A 16,054-nucleotide genomic window follows, 5' to 3' on the forward strand; every position below is an offset into this window, starting at 1 on the left:
TGCATCGCCCTACAATCCCTCCTAACGTCCCTCCCAAACTCAGGAGGTTTACCCATGTCTGCATTGCTCGAAAACATTGATCCCGACGGTCTACGCGAATTCTCGGTGGTGTTCACCGACCGCTCCCTCAACTCTATGTCCAAGGCGTTTCAGGCGGTGATGACCGATATCTCGGGCATGCTGAAAGACGTCTACAAGGCCGAGGCCGTGGCCGTGATCCCCGGTGGTGGCACCTATGCGATGGAAGCCGTGGCGCGTCAGTTTGCGCGGGATGAGCGGGCCTTGGTGGTGCGCAACGGCTGGTTCTCCTACCGCTGGTCCCAAATCATGGAAGCAGGCGGCTTGCCGTCCGAGACCACAGTGATGAAGGCCCGCCAAACTGGCAACGACACCCGCGCGCCGTTCCAGCCATGCCCGATTGAGGACGTGGTGGCCCGCATCCTTGAAGAAAAACCAACCGTGGTCTTCGCGCCGCATGTGGAAACCTCCGCCGGTGTGATCCTGCCGGACGACTACATCACAGCCATGGCCGACGCGGCGCATGAGGTCGGCGCGTTGATGGTCCTCGACTGCATCGCGTCCGGTTGCGCGTGGGTTGATATGCAAGCGACGGGCGTGGATGTTCTGATCTCCGCGCCGCAAAAGGGCTGGTCGGCCACGCCATGTGCGGGGCTTGTGATGATGTCGGCCCGCGCACGTGCCAAGATTGACGAGACCACATCCGACAGCTTTGCGATTGATTTGAAGAAGTGGCTCAACATCATGGAGGCCTACGAGGGGGGCGGCCACGCCTACCACGCGACCATGCCAACGGACGGGTTGCGCGCCTTCCGCGACACGATGATCGAGACCCGCGAATACGGCTTCGAGAAACTCCGTGACGCGCAATGGGCGCTTGGCGACGGCGTGCGGGCGATGTTGAAGGCTAAAGGCATCACGTCCGTGGCCGCCGATGGTTTTGGCGCACCGGGTGTTGTGGTCAGCTACACCGATGATGCGGATGTGCAAAACGGGTCTAAATTCACCGCGATTGGCGTGCAAATTGCAGCGGGCGTACCGTTGCAATGCGATGAGCCGGATGACTTCCGCACCTTCCGCCTAGGGCTGTTTGGGCTTGATAAGCTCTACGACGTTGAGGGCACGTTGAAGGCGTTGCAAGAGATCACGGATGAAGTGCTTTAACGGGTTCCAAGCCCAAGTTTCATAAGCGATTTTCGGATTGGGGCAGCGTCATGTATCGCCCCGATCCCTGCCGATCTTAGGTCTTTTATCCATGCGGCTTGCGACATGGATGTGCGGTTCAACAGATCAATGCCCGCGACCCGCGCACGCACGGCAAAACGGCGCTTCTTGTCATAGGCGCCCAACATATCCTTGCTGCCCAATGGAAGCGTTTTGCTCAACTCCAACAGCTCGCTTAGATCGCTCAGCGACATGTTCAACCCTTGCGCGCCAATCGGGGGCGCCACGTGGGCGGCCTCGGCGATTAAGGCCACGCGCTCGGCGCTGAAACGCTCTGCCACTTGCGCGATGATCGGCCATAGCCCGCGTTTGGAGGCGAGGGTGAGCGGGCCAAATAGGTGGCATGACCGCTCCGACATTTCGGCGTTGAAGGCGTCCTCGGGCAGGGCATGTAGGCGTGCGGCCTCAGGGCCTTTTTCCATCCACACCACTGCAGAGCTGGGTTTGCCGTCGAAGTCTGGCAATGGCACCAAGGTGAACGGGCCGCCGGTGCGGTGGATTTCCGTCGAGACATTGTTGTGCGGGATCGGATGGGTGACTGCGAAGGCCAGCGCTTTTTGCCCGTAACGGGTTGTTTTGACGTCAATTCCGATGTTGTCGCGGATCAGGGAGTTGCGGCCGTCAGCAGCGATCACCAGTTGGGCATTTCTAATCGTGCCATCGCTTAGCCAAACTTTGGCCGAGGCAGAGCGGGTGAAAATTTTGGTGCAGGCGGTACCGGGCAGAAACTCAACATTTGGCAACTCAGCCAGTCGCGCCACCAACTCGCGGCGGATCAACCAGTTGGGAAGGTTCCAGCCAAAGGGCATCTCAGAGATGTCCGTGGCATCAAAATCGCGGGTGGCACGGGGCAAAGCGGCATCACCGCCCGCATCCACAATGCGCATGGTATGAAGCGGCATCGCGTGCGGGGCGAGCCTGTGCCAGACGCCGGTCAATTCCAGAACAGGGATCGCTGGTTGCAAAAACGCGGTGGAGCGGAGGTCAGCGCCGTCGGCATCACGCTCAGTCACGGGCGGGGCGGGATCCACACATGTGACATTTAGCCCTTGGCTGCCAAATAAGCAGGCCGCGATTAGGCCAGCGACGCCGCCGCCAGAGATGAAAATATCGGTAGTCATGGCTTTAAGTTAAGCCGCTTAAGGGGCGACGCCAAGGGGCAGCGGGCGATCTGGGTCAGAAAGCCGCGCAGGTCGTCGGTGTGGTGGTGTATGTGATCCTCGGGTTGCGGTTCTGGCGCGACATGCACCGTGCGCATCCCCAAAGCGTGGGGGACGGCCAAGTTTCTAGGGTCGTCTTCAAACATGGCAGATGAGGTCGGGTCGAGGCCGTCTTTGGCGAAGACTGTTTGAAAGGCGGCCTGATCAGGCTTTGGGTGGTAATCAGCATGTTCCACACCGTAAACCTCATCAAATACCCCTGATAACCCACGGGCATTTATAACGTTTTTTGCATATGGGGCGGTGCCATTAGTGTAGATGATCTTCCGCCCTGGTAGCACATTTATTGCTTCTCTGAGCTTCGGATCAGGATCGAGCACAGTGAAGTCGATGTCATGCACATCAACCAGATAGCCCTCGGGGTCGACACCGTGTAGGCGCATCAGGCCGGCCAAGGTCGTCCCATGTTCGCGCCAGTATTTCGCGCGAAGACGGTTGGCCTCATCGCGATCCACCCCCAGCTCTTTCATGACCCAATTGGCCATGCGCACCTCGATCTGCGAAAAGAGCTGCATCTCTGGGGGGTAGAGCGTGTGATCAAGGTCAAAGACCCAAGTGCGGATGTGCGTGAAGTGTTTTGCTGGCATGCCCAGAACTTTAACGCCACGAGCCGCAACCGCAATAATGTTTCGGCGGCCATTTGCTTGCACCACGTAAGGCCTACGGCTAGCGTGGCGAAATGAATTTGAGAGTAACGACTTATGAGCATTGATGTACCTGCCGCGAATGATGCCTACGGGTTGATACTACACGCGATTGATACTGGCGTTTACAAGCCGGGAAACCGTTTGGTTGAAAGCGAATTGGCGGATCGTTTTGGGGTGTCGCGCACGCCGATCCGTGAGGCGCTGCAACGCCTCGAGACACAATCGATGCTGTCCCGCGACGGGCGTTCACTTATTGTCGCATCGCTCGATCACAACCAGATGGCGGAGCTTTATACTGTTCGCACCGCACTTGAGGGGCTGGCCGCAGAATTGGCGGCGCAGCACGCGGCGACGGAAGAAGTGAAAGTACTTTACGCGATGGTTGAGGAAGACCACGCGTTTTTGAATGATCCATCGAAGCTATCGCAAGCAAACCGCCGCTTTCACCGACAAATCCACCTCGCGTCGCACAACCAGTTCTTGGTGCGTCAACTTGATTTGGTCTACCGTTCTATGGCGCTTTTGGCGACGACATCATTGGCAGCCGAAGGGCGCGGAGAAATTGCCTTGGCAGAGCATCTGGCAATTGTGCAAGCGATTGAAGCACGTGATGGGGCGGCCGCCTCCAAAGCGCTACGAGAGCATTTATCGACGGCTTTCCAGACCCGCTTGCGGATCGACGCCGGAGACATCAGCACAGATTGACACGTCAGTTGCGCCACCAAACATGCCGTGTTCGGTTTTGTCCCAGTAGAATGGGTTGAACAGCAACTCCCCGAGACCTTTGTATGCGGCCATAGTCCCGAAAGTGAAGTAGACGGGCAGGGTCGCGATCCAGCTGAAATTAGGCCGCTGTTTGATATGGAGCGCGGCGATGGCGAAGACTGCTAGGGTGATGACCTCGGTGGTTATTAAAAGCGCGGTCGAGATGTAGACCCAAGCGCTTGGCATTGGGTCGAAAACGGGGTTTGGCCATCCGGTCAGGAAGGTGATCATGCTCCACCATAAAACGGGAGCTAAGAAGGATGACATTAGCGAGCTGAGGAACAGGATTTGAAACCCTAGAAACCGCCATGCGCCGAGTTCCCGCCAAAGCAGCACCGGTCGACGCATGTGGACACACCACGTGACAGCATAGCCCTTTAACCAACGTGAGCGTTGTTTCACCCATGGCCAAATGCGACTGTTGGCTTCTTCTTGGGTTATGGAGTTCATCATCTCGCAACGATACCCACGTCGTGCGAGGCGCATGCCGAGGTCGGCGTCTTCGGTTACGTTGTGGGCGTCCCAGGCACCTAGTTTTACCAAGATGTCACGCCGGAAAAATAAGGTTGTCCCCCCCAGTGGGATAGCGAACCCCAATTTTTGTAAACCCGGCAACATGACCCTGAACCAGCCTGCATATTCGAAGAAAAAACAACGCGATAACCAATTTGTTTCGGCGTTATAGAAGCTTAAAACGCCTTGGATGCATGCTAAATCATCTCCGCCGCGTGCGAATTTTCGTGCAACTTCGTGCAACTGTCCGGGGGCGGGGGCATCTTCGGCGTCGTAAACCCCGACCAGCGCGCCTGAGGTGAAATCCAAGGCGTAGTTCAACGCCCTTGGCTTCGTTTGAACCCCACCTTTTGGCACCCGCACCACGCGCATCCACTTGGGTAGGCCACCTTTGGTTAAGGCTTGCTCTGTGATCGTGTCGCTGGCTTCCACCACAAGGCAGATTTCCAACAATTCGCGCGGGTAGGACAATCGCGCCAAGCGTTTAACTAAAGCCCCTGCGATGTCGCGTTCATGAAATAACGGAACAAGGATAGATATTTTGGGCAACCGCGCGGCAGATTTTGGGGGATCATGATGCGGTGGGTCGGGGGCTTTGCGGACCGCGATTATGGCGCAGCCAAGCTTGAGGGCGGTGTTCAAGAACAGAGAGAAGATTGCGGCTCCAAACAGGGTCCAGATGACCCAATTAGGAGCGTAAAGCCCGCCGATGACGCACATCAATACTAAGCCCGCCAAAACTGCCTGCATCAGGGACGTCGACCAATTTCGGCAACTGTCGCTTGGATGTGTGCGTATCTCTGCTTGCGCGGCGAGCTGGTCGCCGTAGTTTTCGTGAATAGCATTCTGGACATCCTCATTTGCCGCTAGCACGAACTCGGCATTCTCCATCTCTAACGGAAGTTTAACCTTGATGCTGTTGATGCGTTCAGGGTGGGCGGTTGCGAAAATAATGTGCCCGTTGCGCGCGCGCCAAGGAACAAACCCGAACCGCAAGCAATCTTGCGGGGCGAGTTGTTCAAATAAGTGCGGATTGGGAGGGGATTGCTGAAGGTTGACCAAGTAGGTGTCGAACTGCTTGGCGAGGGTTCGTAGTAGATCTTCTTCGGAGACAAAGCCTTGCGCGACGAGAATTTCCCCAAGGGGGACGTTCTGGCGGGCTTGCAGCGCGAGGGCGACCAAAAGCTGATGAGAGCTAAGGACGCCTTGATCTGCCAGTTGCTGGCCCAGCAAGGATGGGCTGTAGCGCTGCCCGTCTCCATATGCGTCAGGGTTATACCCTTCGTGCCAAGCCTTTTGGGGCGACAAAGTCGCATCCTGAAAGTGAGACTTGATATGGGCAGTCATCCAATTCTCCAGCGCAAAGGCAGCGTGGGAAAATTGGACGATTCAGGTTAAGACGCGGTTAAGCAGAGACGGATGATTTCTCGTCCATGGCGGCTGCAAAGCGCTCGAACAGGTAGTAGCTGTCTTGTGGGCCGGGGGAGGCCTCGGGGTGGTATTGTACTGAAAAAACAGGGCGATCTGCCAAACGTATACCGCAGTTGGACCCGTCAAATAGGGAGATATGCGTCTCTAACACGCCTTCGGGCAATGTTTGGCTGTCGACGGTAAAGCCGTGGTTCATCGAGGTGATTTCGACCTTCCCAGTGTCCAAGTCCTTAACAGGATGATTGGCTCCGTGGTGGCCGTGATTCATCTTGATGGTTTTCGCGCCAAGAGCCAAAGCCAGCATTTGGTGGCCAAGACAGATGCCGAAAACGGGGATATCCTGCTTCAGCACATCCTTGATCATCGGAACCGCATATTCGCCAGTGGCCGCCGGATCGCCGGGGCCGTTAGACAGGAATACGCCGTCAGGATTATGGGCCAGCACTTCTTCAGCAGTCGCGGAGGCGGGCAATACGGTCACATCACAACCGGCGGAGGCGAGGCAGCGCAGGATGTTGCGTTTCGCGCCGAAGTCCACGGCCACAACCTTGTGGCCTTTCTCGGTACGTTTGGTGAAGCCGTCTGGCCATGCCCAGCGTTGCTCGTCCCACGTGTAGGACTGCGCGCAGGTAACTTCTTTGGCCAGATCAAGGCCCTCAAGCCCTGCAAATCCGCGAGCAGCCACGACCAAGGCCTCTAGGTCGAAGTTACCCTGAGGGTCGTGCGCCATTGCGACATGCGGCGAGCCTTGCGAACGGATCGCGCGGGTCAAGCGGCGGGTGTCTACGCCGCCCAAGCCAATGCGGCCCGTCTTGGTGAGCCATTCGGTCAACTCGCCAGTGGCGCGCCAGTTAGATGGGCGTGTTGGGTCCCACTTGACGACCATGCCAGCGGCCACCGGATCACCGGTTTCGTCGTCCTCGGGGGTTACACCTGTGTTGCCGATGTGAGGGAAGGTGAAGGTCACAACTTGGCCCGCATAGGAGGGGTCGGTCATAATCTCTTGGTAGCCGGTCATTGCCGTGTTGAAGCAAAGTTCGGCGGTGGTTTGACCCGTAGCCCCGAAACCGTGGCCGTAGAATACGGTGCCATCGGCCAGAACAAGACAGGCTGTCGGTTTGGCGGTCATGGCGGTTTCTCCCACAGGGCTGAATGCAAAACTTTGGACTATCTACGGGGGGGCGTGGGGGGCGTCAACCACGCCAATAGCCTTTTTTGCAACGCGTAAAGGGAGTATTGTGCTGTTTCGGTGTTTTGGGTACAAGTCGCGCCTTACGAAGGTTTCACGGAAAGCACCTAATGCCCAATGATTTGCGCACACGCATCACAGACGCACTGAAAGAGGCCATGAAGGCCAAGGACGCGGCCCGCTTGGGCACATTGCGCCTGATTAATGCGGCGATCAAGGATCAAGACATTGCGTTGCGCGTCGATGGTAAAAGCGTGGGCGACCCCGAAATTTTGGCGATTCTTGGCAAGATGGTAAAGCAGCGCCAAGAAAGCGCGCGCGCCTATGAAGAGGGTGGCCGTTTGGAATTGGCGGAGCGTGAGCTGACCGAGGTCAAGGTAATCGAAGATTTTCTGCCCGCACAGTTGTCCGAGGCAGCTTCGCAGGCTGCCGTTGATGACGCGATCAAGGAAGTGGGCGCTGAAAGCATCCGCGACATGGGCCGCGTAATGGGTATTCTTAAGGGCAAATACACCGGCCAAATGGATTTTGGCAGCGTCGGACCAATGGTTAAGGCGCGATTGGGATAACGGCCCGTTTTAGAGCTGGCTGAAGAAAGCCCAGCTCAACGCTGATGCGCCAACCTCATTTGATGCCGGACCTTGGAGGCGCGTGGCCTTTCCATTTAGGCTGGGCCAGTCGTGACCATGACCATCAATTAACACGTAGTTCAAGGCGGCGCGGCAATTGGTGTGGCGTGTGACTTTGACTGAAGTGCCGTCGTTCTTTTTATCGAAGGTTCGGCTGCGCGGTGCGCCGGTGCATCGATTGCGAACCTTCCAAAGGTCCAAAGTTGCCTCGGCCGACAAGGTGCCGCCCAATCGGCTTCCTTCGGGACGGCCCGCATGAGGGGCTATAGGATCGGCAGTTCCGTGCATGAAGATCGCAGGGACAGGGGGGCCTTGTCGGCATTGGTAGTTGGTTGAGGTTTTTGTGGCGACCACTGATATTCCGCGAACAAGGTCGGGACGATCACAGGCCATTCGCATCGCCATTCCGCCACCGTTGGAATGCCCAGCAACAAAAACTCGCCCAGATCTAACCTGTCCGCTGGTGACCATCTTGGCGATCATCGCGGATAGGAACGCGACGTCATCGGTCTTGTTGCGGGAGCTGCGACCATCATTCCACCGCCTAAGCCTCCCGTTGGGGTAGGCGACGATAAATCCGTGACGCTTCGCAAGCCGATCAAAGCCGGTCTTTCGTTGCATGTTGGACGCATTGCCTAGAAACCCGTGTATCGCGATGACGAGAGGGGCGGGGCGGTTGGTGTCTTTGCGCCCGTCAACGACCACGTAATTGCGACCTAAGACAGTATCGCTAAGGGCAGGGGACCCGCTAAATGAGATTGCACCAAGCAATGCTAAAAGTCGTATCATGGAGAGCTCCTGATAGGTGCTCAGTGTTTAACAGAGAAAGTGAAAGCTGACGTAGATTTTATAGGCAACACCACCGCCCGAATATTTATCCCGAGCGATGGCATTGGAGATGATGAGTTATTCGGCAACAAGTCTAATCGTTGCCAAGTCGGTTCCCACAACCACATTGCCCGAATATCCTGCCTCGCGAGCAGAGGCGTCATAGTCGGCCTTGGACAGCCCACCACCAGGAACCTTGAACGGACCCTGCCGCGCAGCGCCTAAAGGTGGGATAAGATGCGTATACATTAAATTGCTAACGCCGGCACGCTCTGCCAAAGCCGCTAGGTCTGACGATGTGCTTTGCCGGAAAAAGATCGGGGGCGGGAAGCCGCTGTCACCCTCAGGCCCCATCGCAGGGTGGATCGTACTATGGACCAAGATGTCGGCACCTTTAGCCAAAGCTTCGACACTTGCTGAAGTGGAGGTGTCGCGTGGCGGCATTGGTTTGTCATTGCCCGCATCCCCACCGATGACGACGCTTCCTGCGGGTGTATCAACGCGGTAAGATGCGTGCCCGGGAATGTGGCGAGACGCGATGGCTGTGACAACGACATCATCCTTGCGCCAAACTTCGGCCGCGTCATTCGTGGCTTTAAAGGTGCCGATGTTGAATAGATCGGATGGGCCGCCAGACAGTCGGTCACCGTTTTCCGCCAGTCTTTGGGAGATTTCGCCCGATTGGATATAGGGCACGCCGATGTGTTTCGCGAGATTGGCACAGCTCAAAACGAACCCTTTGGGGGAGGTTACATCATCGTTGCACACGAGATCTACCTTGGGGCCTTTGGAGGCAAAGTGCCACCGCACTTGCATCAGGTCCCCAAGCCCATCGACATGATCGGAGTGAATATGCGTGAGGAACACGGCCTGAACTTTCCCTGCGGGAACTTTGGCCTCGGACAAGCGTTGCAGGGTGCCGCGCCCTGCGTCGAATTGAAGGATAGTTGAGGAGCAGTTGTTTTCCTCGGTGCCGTAACGAACAAGGGTGCCAGCCCCTGCGAGACCATTGAAAACGGGCGGCCCACCTTGGGTTCCCGTCAATGTAACCTCCATGCAACTGGCCGCGTCGGCCTGCGTCACACTGCTCATAAGGCCTATAACTGCCAAGGTTAGACCGGTGCAAAATTTCTTATAGTGTCCCATAGAATCCTCCCAGAAATTATCGTGATTTTTAATTTACGAATAAATTATCGATTTTGTAAAGAAATGTGAAATTTGCCATCCCTGGGAAGCGGAATAGTTGGGGTAAATGTGGTCGTTCCACATGAGGGTGGCCAACAGGTTTTGCGACGAACCCTGCAAGTTAGCGAGGTTCTACAGCAAGGAGCCGAAGCTGGTTCTCTAGTTCTTCTTTTAGCTGTTCGCGCTCGTCTGCGGGCAGGAATGCGCCTAGCTCTACCTCACGCGGGCCACCGCGCAAGGTTAGGTAATTGGGGACGGGTTTGTCATGGGATGTGAGCTCTACCCAATATGGGTTGGCCTCCCAAGATTGCAATTCACCATTGGGGTTGCGACGAACCAAGGTGATGCGGTCTGGCCAAAGGCTGAGCTCCTCGACCAGTTGACCGCTGCGGTAGCTGTGCATCAGGAACATCCAGATCGCGACCACAGTGATGACCATGAAGGGGAGCATGCCCCAAAACACGGACGTGTTGATCAATGCAAGCATTGGCAAGGACAGCATGACGGAGGTCGCGGCAATGAAGAAAACGAAACCGCTGCGGGGCAGGGAGCGGTGAGGGTATAGCAGCACGCGGTAGCGCGGGGCTTGGCCCTGATACGACGAAAGGGCCTCGGGATAATCCGAGGCCCCTTCAGGTAGGTTTATAGGTTCAATAGGCATGGCCGCTTAGTGGCTATGGCCTTTGTCCCAATCCGACTGCTTCGCCAGAATTTCGAACGTGTGCTCTGGTGGAGGGGACGGCAGTGTCCATTCCAGTGTGTCCGCATATTCGTTCCACGGGTTCGCCTCAGTCACGCGGCGGCCTTTGGTCAACGTGTAGACCATGACACCGATGAAGAAGATGAACGACGCGAAGGACAAGAACGCACCCCAGCTCGACACGTAGTTCCAGTAGGCAAAGGCCTCTGGGTAGTCGATGTAGCGACGTGGCATGCCTTGGCGACCAAGGAAGTGCTGCGGGAAGAAGGTGATGTTCGCACCGATGAACATCATCCAGAAGTGCAGCTTACCAGCCCACTCAGGGTACATGCGGCCCGACATTTTCGGCAGGTAGAAGTAGATACCCGCGAAGATGCAGAACACGGCGCCCAAGCTCATCACGTAGTGGAAGTGCGCCACAACATAGTAGGTGTCGTGGTAGGCGCGGTCGATGCCAGCCTGCGACAACACGATGCCGGTTACACCACCAACGGTGAACAGGAACAAGAAGCCGAAGGCCCACAGCATTGGCGTCTTCATCTCGATTGAGCCGCCCCACATGGTAGCAATCCACGAGAAGATCTTAACGCCGGTAGGCACCGCGATCACCATAGTGGCCATCATGAAGTAGGACTGCTGCGACAGGCTCATGCCGACTGTGTACATGTGGTGCGCCCACACGACGAAGCCAAGCGCGCCAATTGCAACCATCGCGTAGACCATTGGCAAGTAGCCAAAGACCGGCTTCTTGGAGAAGGTCGCGATGATGTGGGAGATGATACCAAAGCCCGGAACGATGATGATGTACACTTCTGGGTGGCCAAAGAACCACAACAGGTGTTGGTACAAGATCGGGTCGCCGCCGCCTTCTGCTTGGAAGAAGGTGGTGCCAAAGTTACGGTCTGTCAGCAACATGGTGATCGCACCAGCAAGAACTGGCAAGGAGAGAAGGATCAGCCATGCGGTCACGAAGATGGACCAAGCAAACAACGGCACTTTGTGCAGCGTCATGCCGGGTGTGCGCATGTTCAGGAACGTGGTGATCATGTTGATCGCGCCAAGGATCGAGGAGGCACCCGAGAGGTGAACCGCGAAGATGGCGAAGTCCATGGACATGCCTTGCTCGGAAGTGGACAGCGGCGCGTAAAGCACCCAGCCAACGCCGGAGCCAAGCTGGTCGTTGCCGCCAGGTGTCAGCAGGGATGCGACAGCCAAGGAACAGCCAGCCACATACATCCAGTAGGATAGGTTGTTCATACGCGGGAACGCCATGTCAGGCGCGCCGATCTGCAGTGGCATGAAGTAGTTGCCAAAGCCGCCGAACAGGGCAGGGATCACGACGAAGAACATCATCAAGATGCCGTGGCCAGTGATCAAAACGTTCCACAGGTGGCCGTTCGGGGTACAGTCCGCAACAGCCGCAGCTGTCAGACGTGCGCCTTCGAGACACATGTATTGCACGCCGGGCTCCATAAGCTCCAACCGCATGTAAACGGTGAAGAGAACGGATACCAAGCCCATCAGGCCGGCGGTGAAGAGATACAAGATCCCGATATCTTTATGGTTTGTGGACATGAACCAACGGGTGAAAAAGCCCCGTTCGTCGTGGTCATGTTCCTGGATGGCTGCGTCCGCCATGCGTTTCTCCCGTTTCCACTCATTTTCGGTAGGGCCGTTAGTCCCCACGCTAAAGGCAGGGCAGAGTCGCCCCGTTTATTGTTTGGTCGTTTTAGAGGCGTTAGTGCGCGGGGGCAATGTAGCAAGCTGCCGCAGGAGGCGCAAAATGTCGCATTCTGTGCGGCTTTTTAGACTTCACCCTCAAAAACGCGTCCAAAGCTTGATTTTAAGGCCACATCAACGTCGTTCATCGTAACCGGTAGCCCCAAATCCACAAGGGAGGTGACCCCATGCTCGGATATTCCGCACGGAACGATTCCACTGAAATGTTCTAGGTCAGGCTCCACGTTGATCGACAGCCCGTGAAAGGTCACCCATTTGCGCAGGCGTACCCCGATGGCGGCGATCTTGTCTTCAGCCAACGTACTGTCTGGGTTCAGCGGCTTTTCCGGCCGCTCCACCCAAACGCCGACGCGACCTTCGCGGATATGACCCGTCACGCTGAACTCGGCCAAGGTGTCGATGACCCACGCCTCAAGGTTTTGCACATATTTGCGCACATCGCGGCCGCGCTTGTTCAGATCCAGCATTGCGTAGGCCACCCGTTGGCCGGGGCCATGGTAGGTATATTGTCCACCGCGGCGGGTCTCATGCACAGGAAAGCGGTCAGGCGATACGAGATCGGCGCTGTCAGCGGAGGTGCCGGCGGTATAGAGCGGTGGGTGCTCGACGAGCCAAATGCACTCAGACTCTAGGCCTTGATGGATGGCATTGGCGCGCTGCTCCATGAACTCCACGGCTTGCGCGTAGTCGGTTAGCCCGTCAGTTGTGATCCACTCTACCATGTTAGAACGGCCTTTTTTTGTTGGCTTTGCACGTATTTTTCACGAGATTTTCCGGTGAAGCATGTTATCTTAGGGCAATTATTTTATCTGTACTTGGAGGATTTGCATGTTTTTTAAAAATATTACAATGGCTTGTGCCGCTACGGCCATGATCGCCATACCCGCTAGCCGCGTGGCCGCAGACGGTCGTGACTTCGCTGCGGGCATTGTTGCAGGGGTGGTTGGCTCAGCTGTCGTGCGAAACGCTGGTAAGCAAAAGCGTGTCGTGAAAAAGCGAACATACAAGAAGGCAAAGCCGCAAAGGGCCGCCGTTCCCTCGTATATACGCCAAGAGCGCCGCGATATTCAGACATCTCTGAATTACTTCGGATTCCCAGCGGGCACACCGGACGGAGTATTGGGGCGAAACTCTCGCGCTGCTATTTCCAATTATCAGGCTCATATGGGGTATGCGGCAACGGGCCAGCTGACCGACTATGAGAAGAACTTCCTGCTGCAAAGCTATAGCCGCGCTTTGTCGGGAGGCGTCGCAACCTCGCAATTGATCGCAGCCAGCCCAACTGGTCCGCGTGGCCTTTTGACCCGCTACCGCAATGAAGCGGCTGGTGTGGCAACTCCAACGCCACAAATTCCCGCAACGACAGTGGTTGTAGCACCTCAACCTCAGGTTTTGCAGCCGCAGGTGCTAGGTGGTGGGACTACGACAACAACCACAACCGTAACTGCTGTTGCTGGCGCTGGATCCGCGGGGAGCGCGCTCTCAGAGGGACTGCCTAACTTTATGGGGCAAACCACCGCCGTGTCGTTGGCGTCGCATTGTAATCAGGTATCTTTGCTGACTTCGACCAACGGTGGTTTTATGACCACTGAGACAATGGTCGACTCCAACTTGGCGCTGAACGAGCAATTCTGTCTCGCGCGGACCTACGCCATCGCCGAAGGGGAGCAGCTGTCTGCCAAAATCCAAGGCTTCACCCCCGATCAAATCGCTCGGCAATGCGAAGGGTTCGGCCCCGCGTTGCAAGAGCATGTGGCCGCGACGTCGCTTAAGCCGCATACGGCCGTGATGCAGGATGTATCGGGCTTCGTGCTAAGCACGGGCATGTCGCCAGTCCAATTGGCAGGCACCGCGAAGATTTGCCTGTCCGTTGGTTACCGAACTGACAATATGGATGTGGCAATCGGCTCGGCCTTGTTGCTGACTGTGTTGGGTGAACAGGTGTATTCCGAACTCTTGGGGCACCACTTGGCGCAGGGGTTCGGGGTTTCCAAACGCTCTGACTTGGCGCTGCCTTGGTATGATCAGGGGCTCAAAGCCATCGAGAACGGTGCGACGCCAGTCTTTGCACCGGGTCAGCCAGAGCGCAATTCACTGCTGCGCAACGCCTCGATGTCATTGGCAAACAACACCAATGCGGTGCCGCAAGTGCAGCCCGCGTCGGCTTTGCCGATCTTCAAAGTCGAGCCATAGGCGCGGCAATTTACAATAATCTGGGGGCCGGATGTGTAATACACATCCGGCCTTTTTCATTTGATGTGATTTAGCGCTTCACAAGGGCGAAGACCCACGCTAGAACGCCGCCCACATCCCTATGATTTTGCGGTCGTGGCGGAATTGGTAGACGCGCAGCGTTGAGGTCGCTGTTCTGTAACAAGAGTGAGGGTTCGAGTCCCTCCGACCGCACCATATCCCCGTTAAAAATTACGTTTCCCGTTGCTTTGCCCGCTTTTGTGCAAGAGTGTGCCTAAGACGTCGTAAAGGGAGAGTTTGACATGTTGATCTATGGTTTGAGCACATGCTCGGTTTGCCAGCGCGCGCGGAAATCCATTGAAGCAGCAGGCAAGACAGTAGAGTTCCGCGATGTCCGTGCGGACCCGTTAAGTGAAGATGAATTGGCCGAGCTGATCAATGAGTTCGGCGATCGGCTGGTTGACCGCAAAACCAACGACTACCGCGCGCTTAATGATTGGCTAAAGAACTCCGAGGCAGAGGCCCAGATCGCAGCCAAGCCCAAGGTGATGGCCCGACCGGTTATCCGAGACGGCGATGCGCTTTACTTAGGGTGGGACGACACGGTCGAGGCCGCGGTCCTCGCAGAGTGATGGTGGGCACCCGCCAAACCCATGGCGAATACCCTGCCTTTCAAATGACTTAGAACTGCCAGAAGTACGCGGCACTAGCGCCGACAGTGGTGGTGCCTTCTGATGTGCGCGACACGTTTGCCCCGATGTTCAAAGCCCCGACGTCGCTTATGATGGTCACGCCGCCGCTGACGCGCGGGGTCGTGAAGCTGTCGACATTGCCAAAGCCGTCATCATTGCGCACGTAGTCAATCTCGACCCCTGCGTTGGGCAGATAGGTTAGGTTGCCCTTGTCCACGGCATCAAAGTGGATGCCGGTCCCGACGGTTGTCACGAAGCTTTTGATCTCGGTCGCGGCATAGGCCACAACGGGTGCAACGCTGCTAAACGCAGGCAGTTCTTCACGCACAGAGGCCACGCTGATGAAAGGTGACAGCTCGGCTTTTTCTAGAGGGATGCTGCCGCTAAGGGTCAGGTTGCCGAATGTCTTGTCCCCAGAGAACTGGCCACCATCGATATCGTAATCCGGATTTCCGAAGCCGATAAAGCCATCAAGGCTCAGGTTATCTGACAAGCGCGCCGAGAAGTAGGGGCCAATCGAGAAACCCTCAGCTTTGACGCGCTGGCCTCCCGGTAAATCGACAGAGGAGTCGTTGTACCCACCGATTATGCCGACAATGAAGGAATCTCCCAAAAGCGCATCAACCCCGAAGATCAGATTGGCGGATTCGCCTGTATAGGTGCCGTTGAGTTGCTTTGTATCTGCTGACACCCACACCGATGAAATCCCGTTCCACGCTGCAGCTTCAGAGCTGTCTTGGCGAACGGCTGGCTGGGAGGTGCCTCGGCGACGTTGAGCAATTACATTGCGGTAGGTCAGGAAGGTGTTGCCGACGGTGGCGTCGCTATACTCAAGGCGAGGGTAGTCTTGCTGGGTCACCATTTGGGCATTTGCCGCCGATGTCACCAACGAAGCTGATGTCATTGTGCACAGGGACACGCAGACGCTGCGGATCATAATATGAGAATGCATTGCAATAAACCTTGGTTGGAAAGATGAGCTATTATACCCCATCACGGTTCCGTTACCTATAGTCTGTTTGACAGTATGATTATGCGTGACCCATTAAGCGATTTCCGGCGGGCTCGGTTCCAATTTGG

Annotated in this window: 15 protein-coding genes and 1 tRNA gene; 6 read left to right on the plus strand and 10 right to left on the minus strand. The window is 56.5% G+C overall.

Features of this window, described 5'->3' with window-relative positions; translation table 11 throughout:
• Positions 1–54: 54 nt before the first annotated feature.
• Positions 55–1,182: an aminotransferase class V-fold PLP-dependent enzyme gene (locus ABJN86_RS14860; protein ID WP_348363196.1), complete on the plus strand. Its 1,128-nt coding sequence runs from the start codon at positions 55–57 to the stop codon at positions 1,180–1,182.
• Here ABJN86_RS14860 and ABJN86_RS14865 read toward each other — a convergent pair.
• The gene (locus ABJN86_RS14865) at positions 1,179–2,363 is read right to left on the minus strand and encodes a UbiH/UbiF family hydroxylase (protein ID WP_348363194.1); all 1,185 of its coding nucleotides are present in this window, start codon (positions 2,361–2,363) and stop codon (positions 1,179–1,181) included. The two genes, ABJN86_RS14860 and ABJN86_RS14865, sit on opposite strands and share 4 nt — an antisense overlap.
• A complete protein-coding gene (locus tag ABJN86_RS14870) occupies positions 2,360–3,049 on the minus strand; it encodes a pyrimidine 5'-nucleotidase (RefSeq protein WP_348363193.1) in 690 nt (229 codons plus the stop codon). Before ABJN86_RS14870 ends, ABJN86_RS14865 begins: the two co-directional genes overlap by 4 nt.
• A 114-nt stretch (positions 3,050–3,163) precedes the next feature.
• Between ABJN86_RS14870 and ABJN86_RS14875 the strand changes: the two genes are divergently transcribed.
• Positions 3,164–3,814: a GntR family transcriptional regulator gene (locus ABJN86_RS14875; RefSeq protein ID WP_348363192.1), complete on the plus strand. Its 651-nt coding sequence runs from the start codon at positions 3,164–3,166 to the stop codon at positions 3,812–3,814.
• On the opposite strand, the gene ABJN86_RS14880 is transcribed toward ABJN86_RS14875, so the two are convergent.
• Both ABJN86_RS14880 and carA read right to left on the minus strand, forming a co-directional pair.
• On the minus strand, positions 3,755–5,734 hold the full coding sequence (locus tag ABJN86_RS14880) for a glycosyltransferase (RefSeq protein ID WP_348363190.1): 1,980 nt from the start codon (positions 5,732–5,734) through the stop codon (positions 3,755–3,757). The two genes, ABJN86_RS14875 and ABJN86_RS14880, sit on opposite strands and share 60 nt — an antisense overlap.
• 58 nt (positions 5,735–5,792) lie before the next feature.
• Positions 5,793–6,947: a glutamine-hydrolyzing carbamoyl-phosphate synthase small subunit gene (gene carA, locus ABJN86_RS14885; protein WP_348363188.1), complete on the minus strand. Its 1,155-nt coding sequence runs from the start codon at positions 6,945–6,947 to the stop codon at positions 5,793–5,795.
• 170 nt (positions 6,948–7,117) lie between these two features.
• On the opposite strand from carA, the gene ABJN86_RS14890 reads away from it, so the two are divergent.
• Positions 7,118–7,576, plus strand: a complete 459-nt coding sequence (locus ABJN86_RS14890) for a GatB/YqeY domain-containing protein (protein ID WP_348363187.1) — start codon at positions 7,118–7,120, stop codon at positions 7,574–7,576.
• Between the two features lie 9 nt (positions 7,577–7,585).
• Here the strand turns inward: ABJN86_RS14890 and ABJN86_RS14895 are convergent, their stop codons facing one another.
• The 5 genes from ABJN86_RS14895 to lipB all read right to left on the minus strand — a co-directional run bounded on the left by ABJN86_RS14895 (position 7,586) and on the right by lipB (position 12,847).
• Complete coding sequence (locus ABJN86_RS14895) at positions 7,586–8,425, minus strand: alpha/beta fold hydrolase (RefSeq protein ID WP_348363185.1); 840 nt, start codon at positions 8,423–8,425, stop codon at positions 7,586–7,588.
• Positions 8,426–8,542: 117 nt separating this feature from the next.
• Positions 8,543–9,610 carry an MBL fold metallo-hydrolase gene (locus ABJN86_RS14900; protein WP_348363183.1) on the minus strand — a complete coding sequence of 356 codons (1,068 nt, stop codon included), beginning with the start codon at positions 9,608–9,610 and terminating at the stop codon, positions 8,543–8,545.
• Between the two features lie 160 nt (positions 9,611–9,770).
• On the minus strand, positions 9,771–10,310 hold the full coding sequence (locus ABJN86_RS14905) for a DUF2244 domain-containing protein (protein WP_348363182.1): 540 nt from the start codon (positions 10,308–10,310) through the stop codon (positions 9,771–9,773).
• 6 nt (positions 10,311–10,316) lie between these two features.
• A complete protein-coding gene (gene ctaD / locus ABJN86_RS14910) occupies positions 10,317–11,987 on the minus strand; it encodes a cytochrome c oxidase subunit I (RefSeq protein ID WP_348363180.1) in 1,671 nt (556 codons plus the stop codon).
• A 167-nt stretch (positions 11,988–12,154) separates the two neighbouring features.
• Positions 12,155–12,847 carry a lipoyl(octanoyl) transferase LipB gene (gene lipB / locus ABJN86_RS14915; protein WP_348363764.1) on the minus strand — a complete coding sequence of 231 codons (693 nt, stop codon included), beginning with the start codon at positions 12,845–12,847 and terminating at the stop codon, positions 12,155–12,157.
• Positions 12,848–12,917: 70 nt separating this feature from the next.
• Between lipB and ABJN86_RS14920 the strand changes: the two genes are divergently transcribed.
• The 3 genes from ABJN86_RS14920 (at position 12,918) to ABJN86_RS14930 (ending at position 14,914) form a co-directional block, all read left to right on the plus strand.
• Positions 12,918–14,282, plus strand: coding sequence for a peptidoglycan-binding domain-containing protein (locus tag ABJN86_RS14920; protein WP_348363179.1), 1,365 nt, complete (start codon positions 12,918–12,920; stop codon positions 14,280–14,282).
• Between the two features lie 129 nt (positions 14,283–14,411).
• A tRNA-Leu gene (locus ABJN86_RS14925) sits at positions 14,412–14,498 on the plus strand.
• A gap of 86 nt (positions 14,499–14,584) precedes the next feature.
• Complete coding sequence (locus ABJN86_RS14930; RefSeq protein WP_348363178.1) at positions 14,585–14,914, plus strand: ArsC/Spx/MgsR family protein; 330 nt, start codon at positions 14,585–14,587, stop codon at positions 14,912–14,914.
• A 49-nt stretch (positions 14,915–14,963) separates the two neighbouring features.
• Here the strand turns inward: ABJN86_RS14930 and ABJN86_RS14935 are convergent, their stop codons facing one another.
• Positions 14,964–15,926 carry an autotransporter outer membrane beta-barrel domain-containing protein gene (locus ABJN86_RS14935; RefSeq protein ID WP_348363176.1) on the minus strand — a complete coding sequence of 321 codons (963 nt, stop codon included), beginning with the start codon at positions 15,924–15,926 and terminating at the stop codon, positions 14,964–14,966.
• Positions 15,927–16,054 lie beyond the last annotated feature (128 nt).

Origin of the sequence: Litoreibacter sp. (genome assembly GCF_039974535.1) — a bacterium.
Classification (GTDB): domain Bacteria; phylum Pseudomonadota; class Alphaproteobacteria; order Rhodobacterales; family Rhodobacteraceae; genus Litoreibacter.

Coding starts and splice junctions, on each gene's coding strand:
- ABJN86_RS14860 (WP_348363196.1), top strand. CDS start 55: ATGTCTGCATTGCTCGAAAACATTGATCCCGACGGTCTACGCGAATTC.
- ABJN86_RS14865 (WP_348363194.1), bottom strand. CDS start 2,363: ATGACTACCGATATTTTCATCTCTGGCGGCGGCGTCGCTGGCCTAATC.
- ABJN86_RS14870 (WP_348363193.1), bottom strand. CDS start 3,049: ATGCCAGCAAAACACTTCACGCACATCCGCACTTGGGTCTTTGACCTT.
- ABJN86_RS14875 (WP_348363192.1), top strand. CDS start 3,164: ATGAGCATTGATGTACCTGCCGCGAATGATGCCTACGGGTTGATACTA.
- ABJN86_RS14880 (WP_348363190.1), bottom strand. CDS start 5,734: ATGACTGCCCATATCAAGTCTCACTTTCAGGATGCGACTTTGTCGCCC.
- carA (WP_348363188.1), bottom strand. CDS start 6,947: ATGACCGCCAAACCGACAGCCTGTCTTGTTCTGGCCGATGGCACCGTA.
- ABJN86_RS14890 (WP_348363187.1), top strand. CDS start 7,118: ATGCCCAATGATTTGCGCACACGCATCACAGACGCACTGAAAGAGGCC.
- ABJN86_RS14895 (WP_348363185.1), bottom strand. CDS start 8,425: ATGATACGACTTTTAGCATTGCTTGGTGCAATCTCATTTAGCGGGTCC.
- ABJN86_RS14900 (WP_348363183.1), bottom strand. CDS start 9,610: ATGGGACACTATAAGAAATTTTGCACCGGTCTAACCTTGGCAGTTATA.
- ABJN86_RS14905 (WP_348363182.1), bottom strand. CDS start 10,310: ATGCCTATTGAACCTATAAACCTACCTGAAGGGGCCTCGGATTATCCC.
- ctaD (WP_348363180.1), bottom strand. CDS start 11,987: ATGGCGGACGCAGCCATCCAGGAACATGACCACGACGAACGGGGCTTT.
- ABJN86_RS14920 (WP_348363179.1), top strand. CDS start 12,918: ATGTTTTTTAAAAATATTACAATGGCTTGTGCCGCTACGGCCATGATC.
- ABJN86_RS14930 (WP_348363178.1), top strand. CDS start 14,585: ATGTTGATCTATGGTTTGAGCACATGCTCGGTTTGCCAGCGCGCGCGG.
- ABJN86_RS14935 (WP_348363176.1), bottom strand. CDS start 15,926: ATGCATTCTCATATTATGATCCGCAGCGTCTGCGTGTCCCTGTGCACA.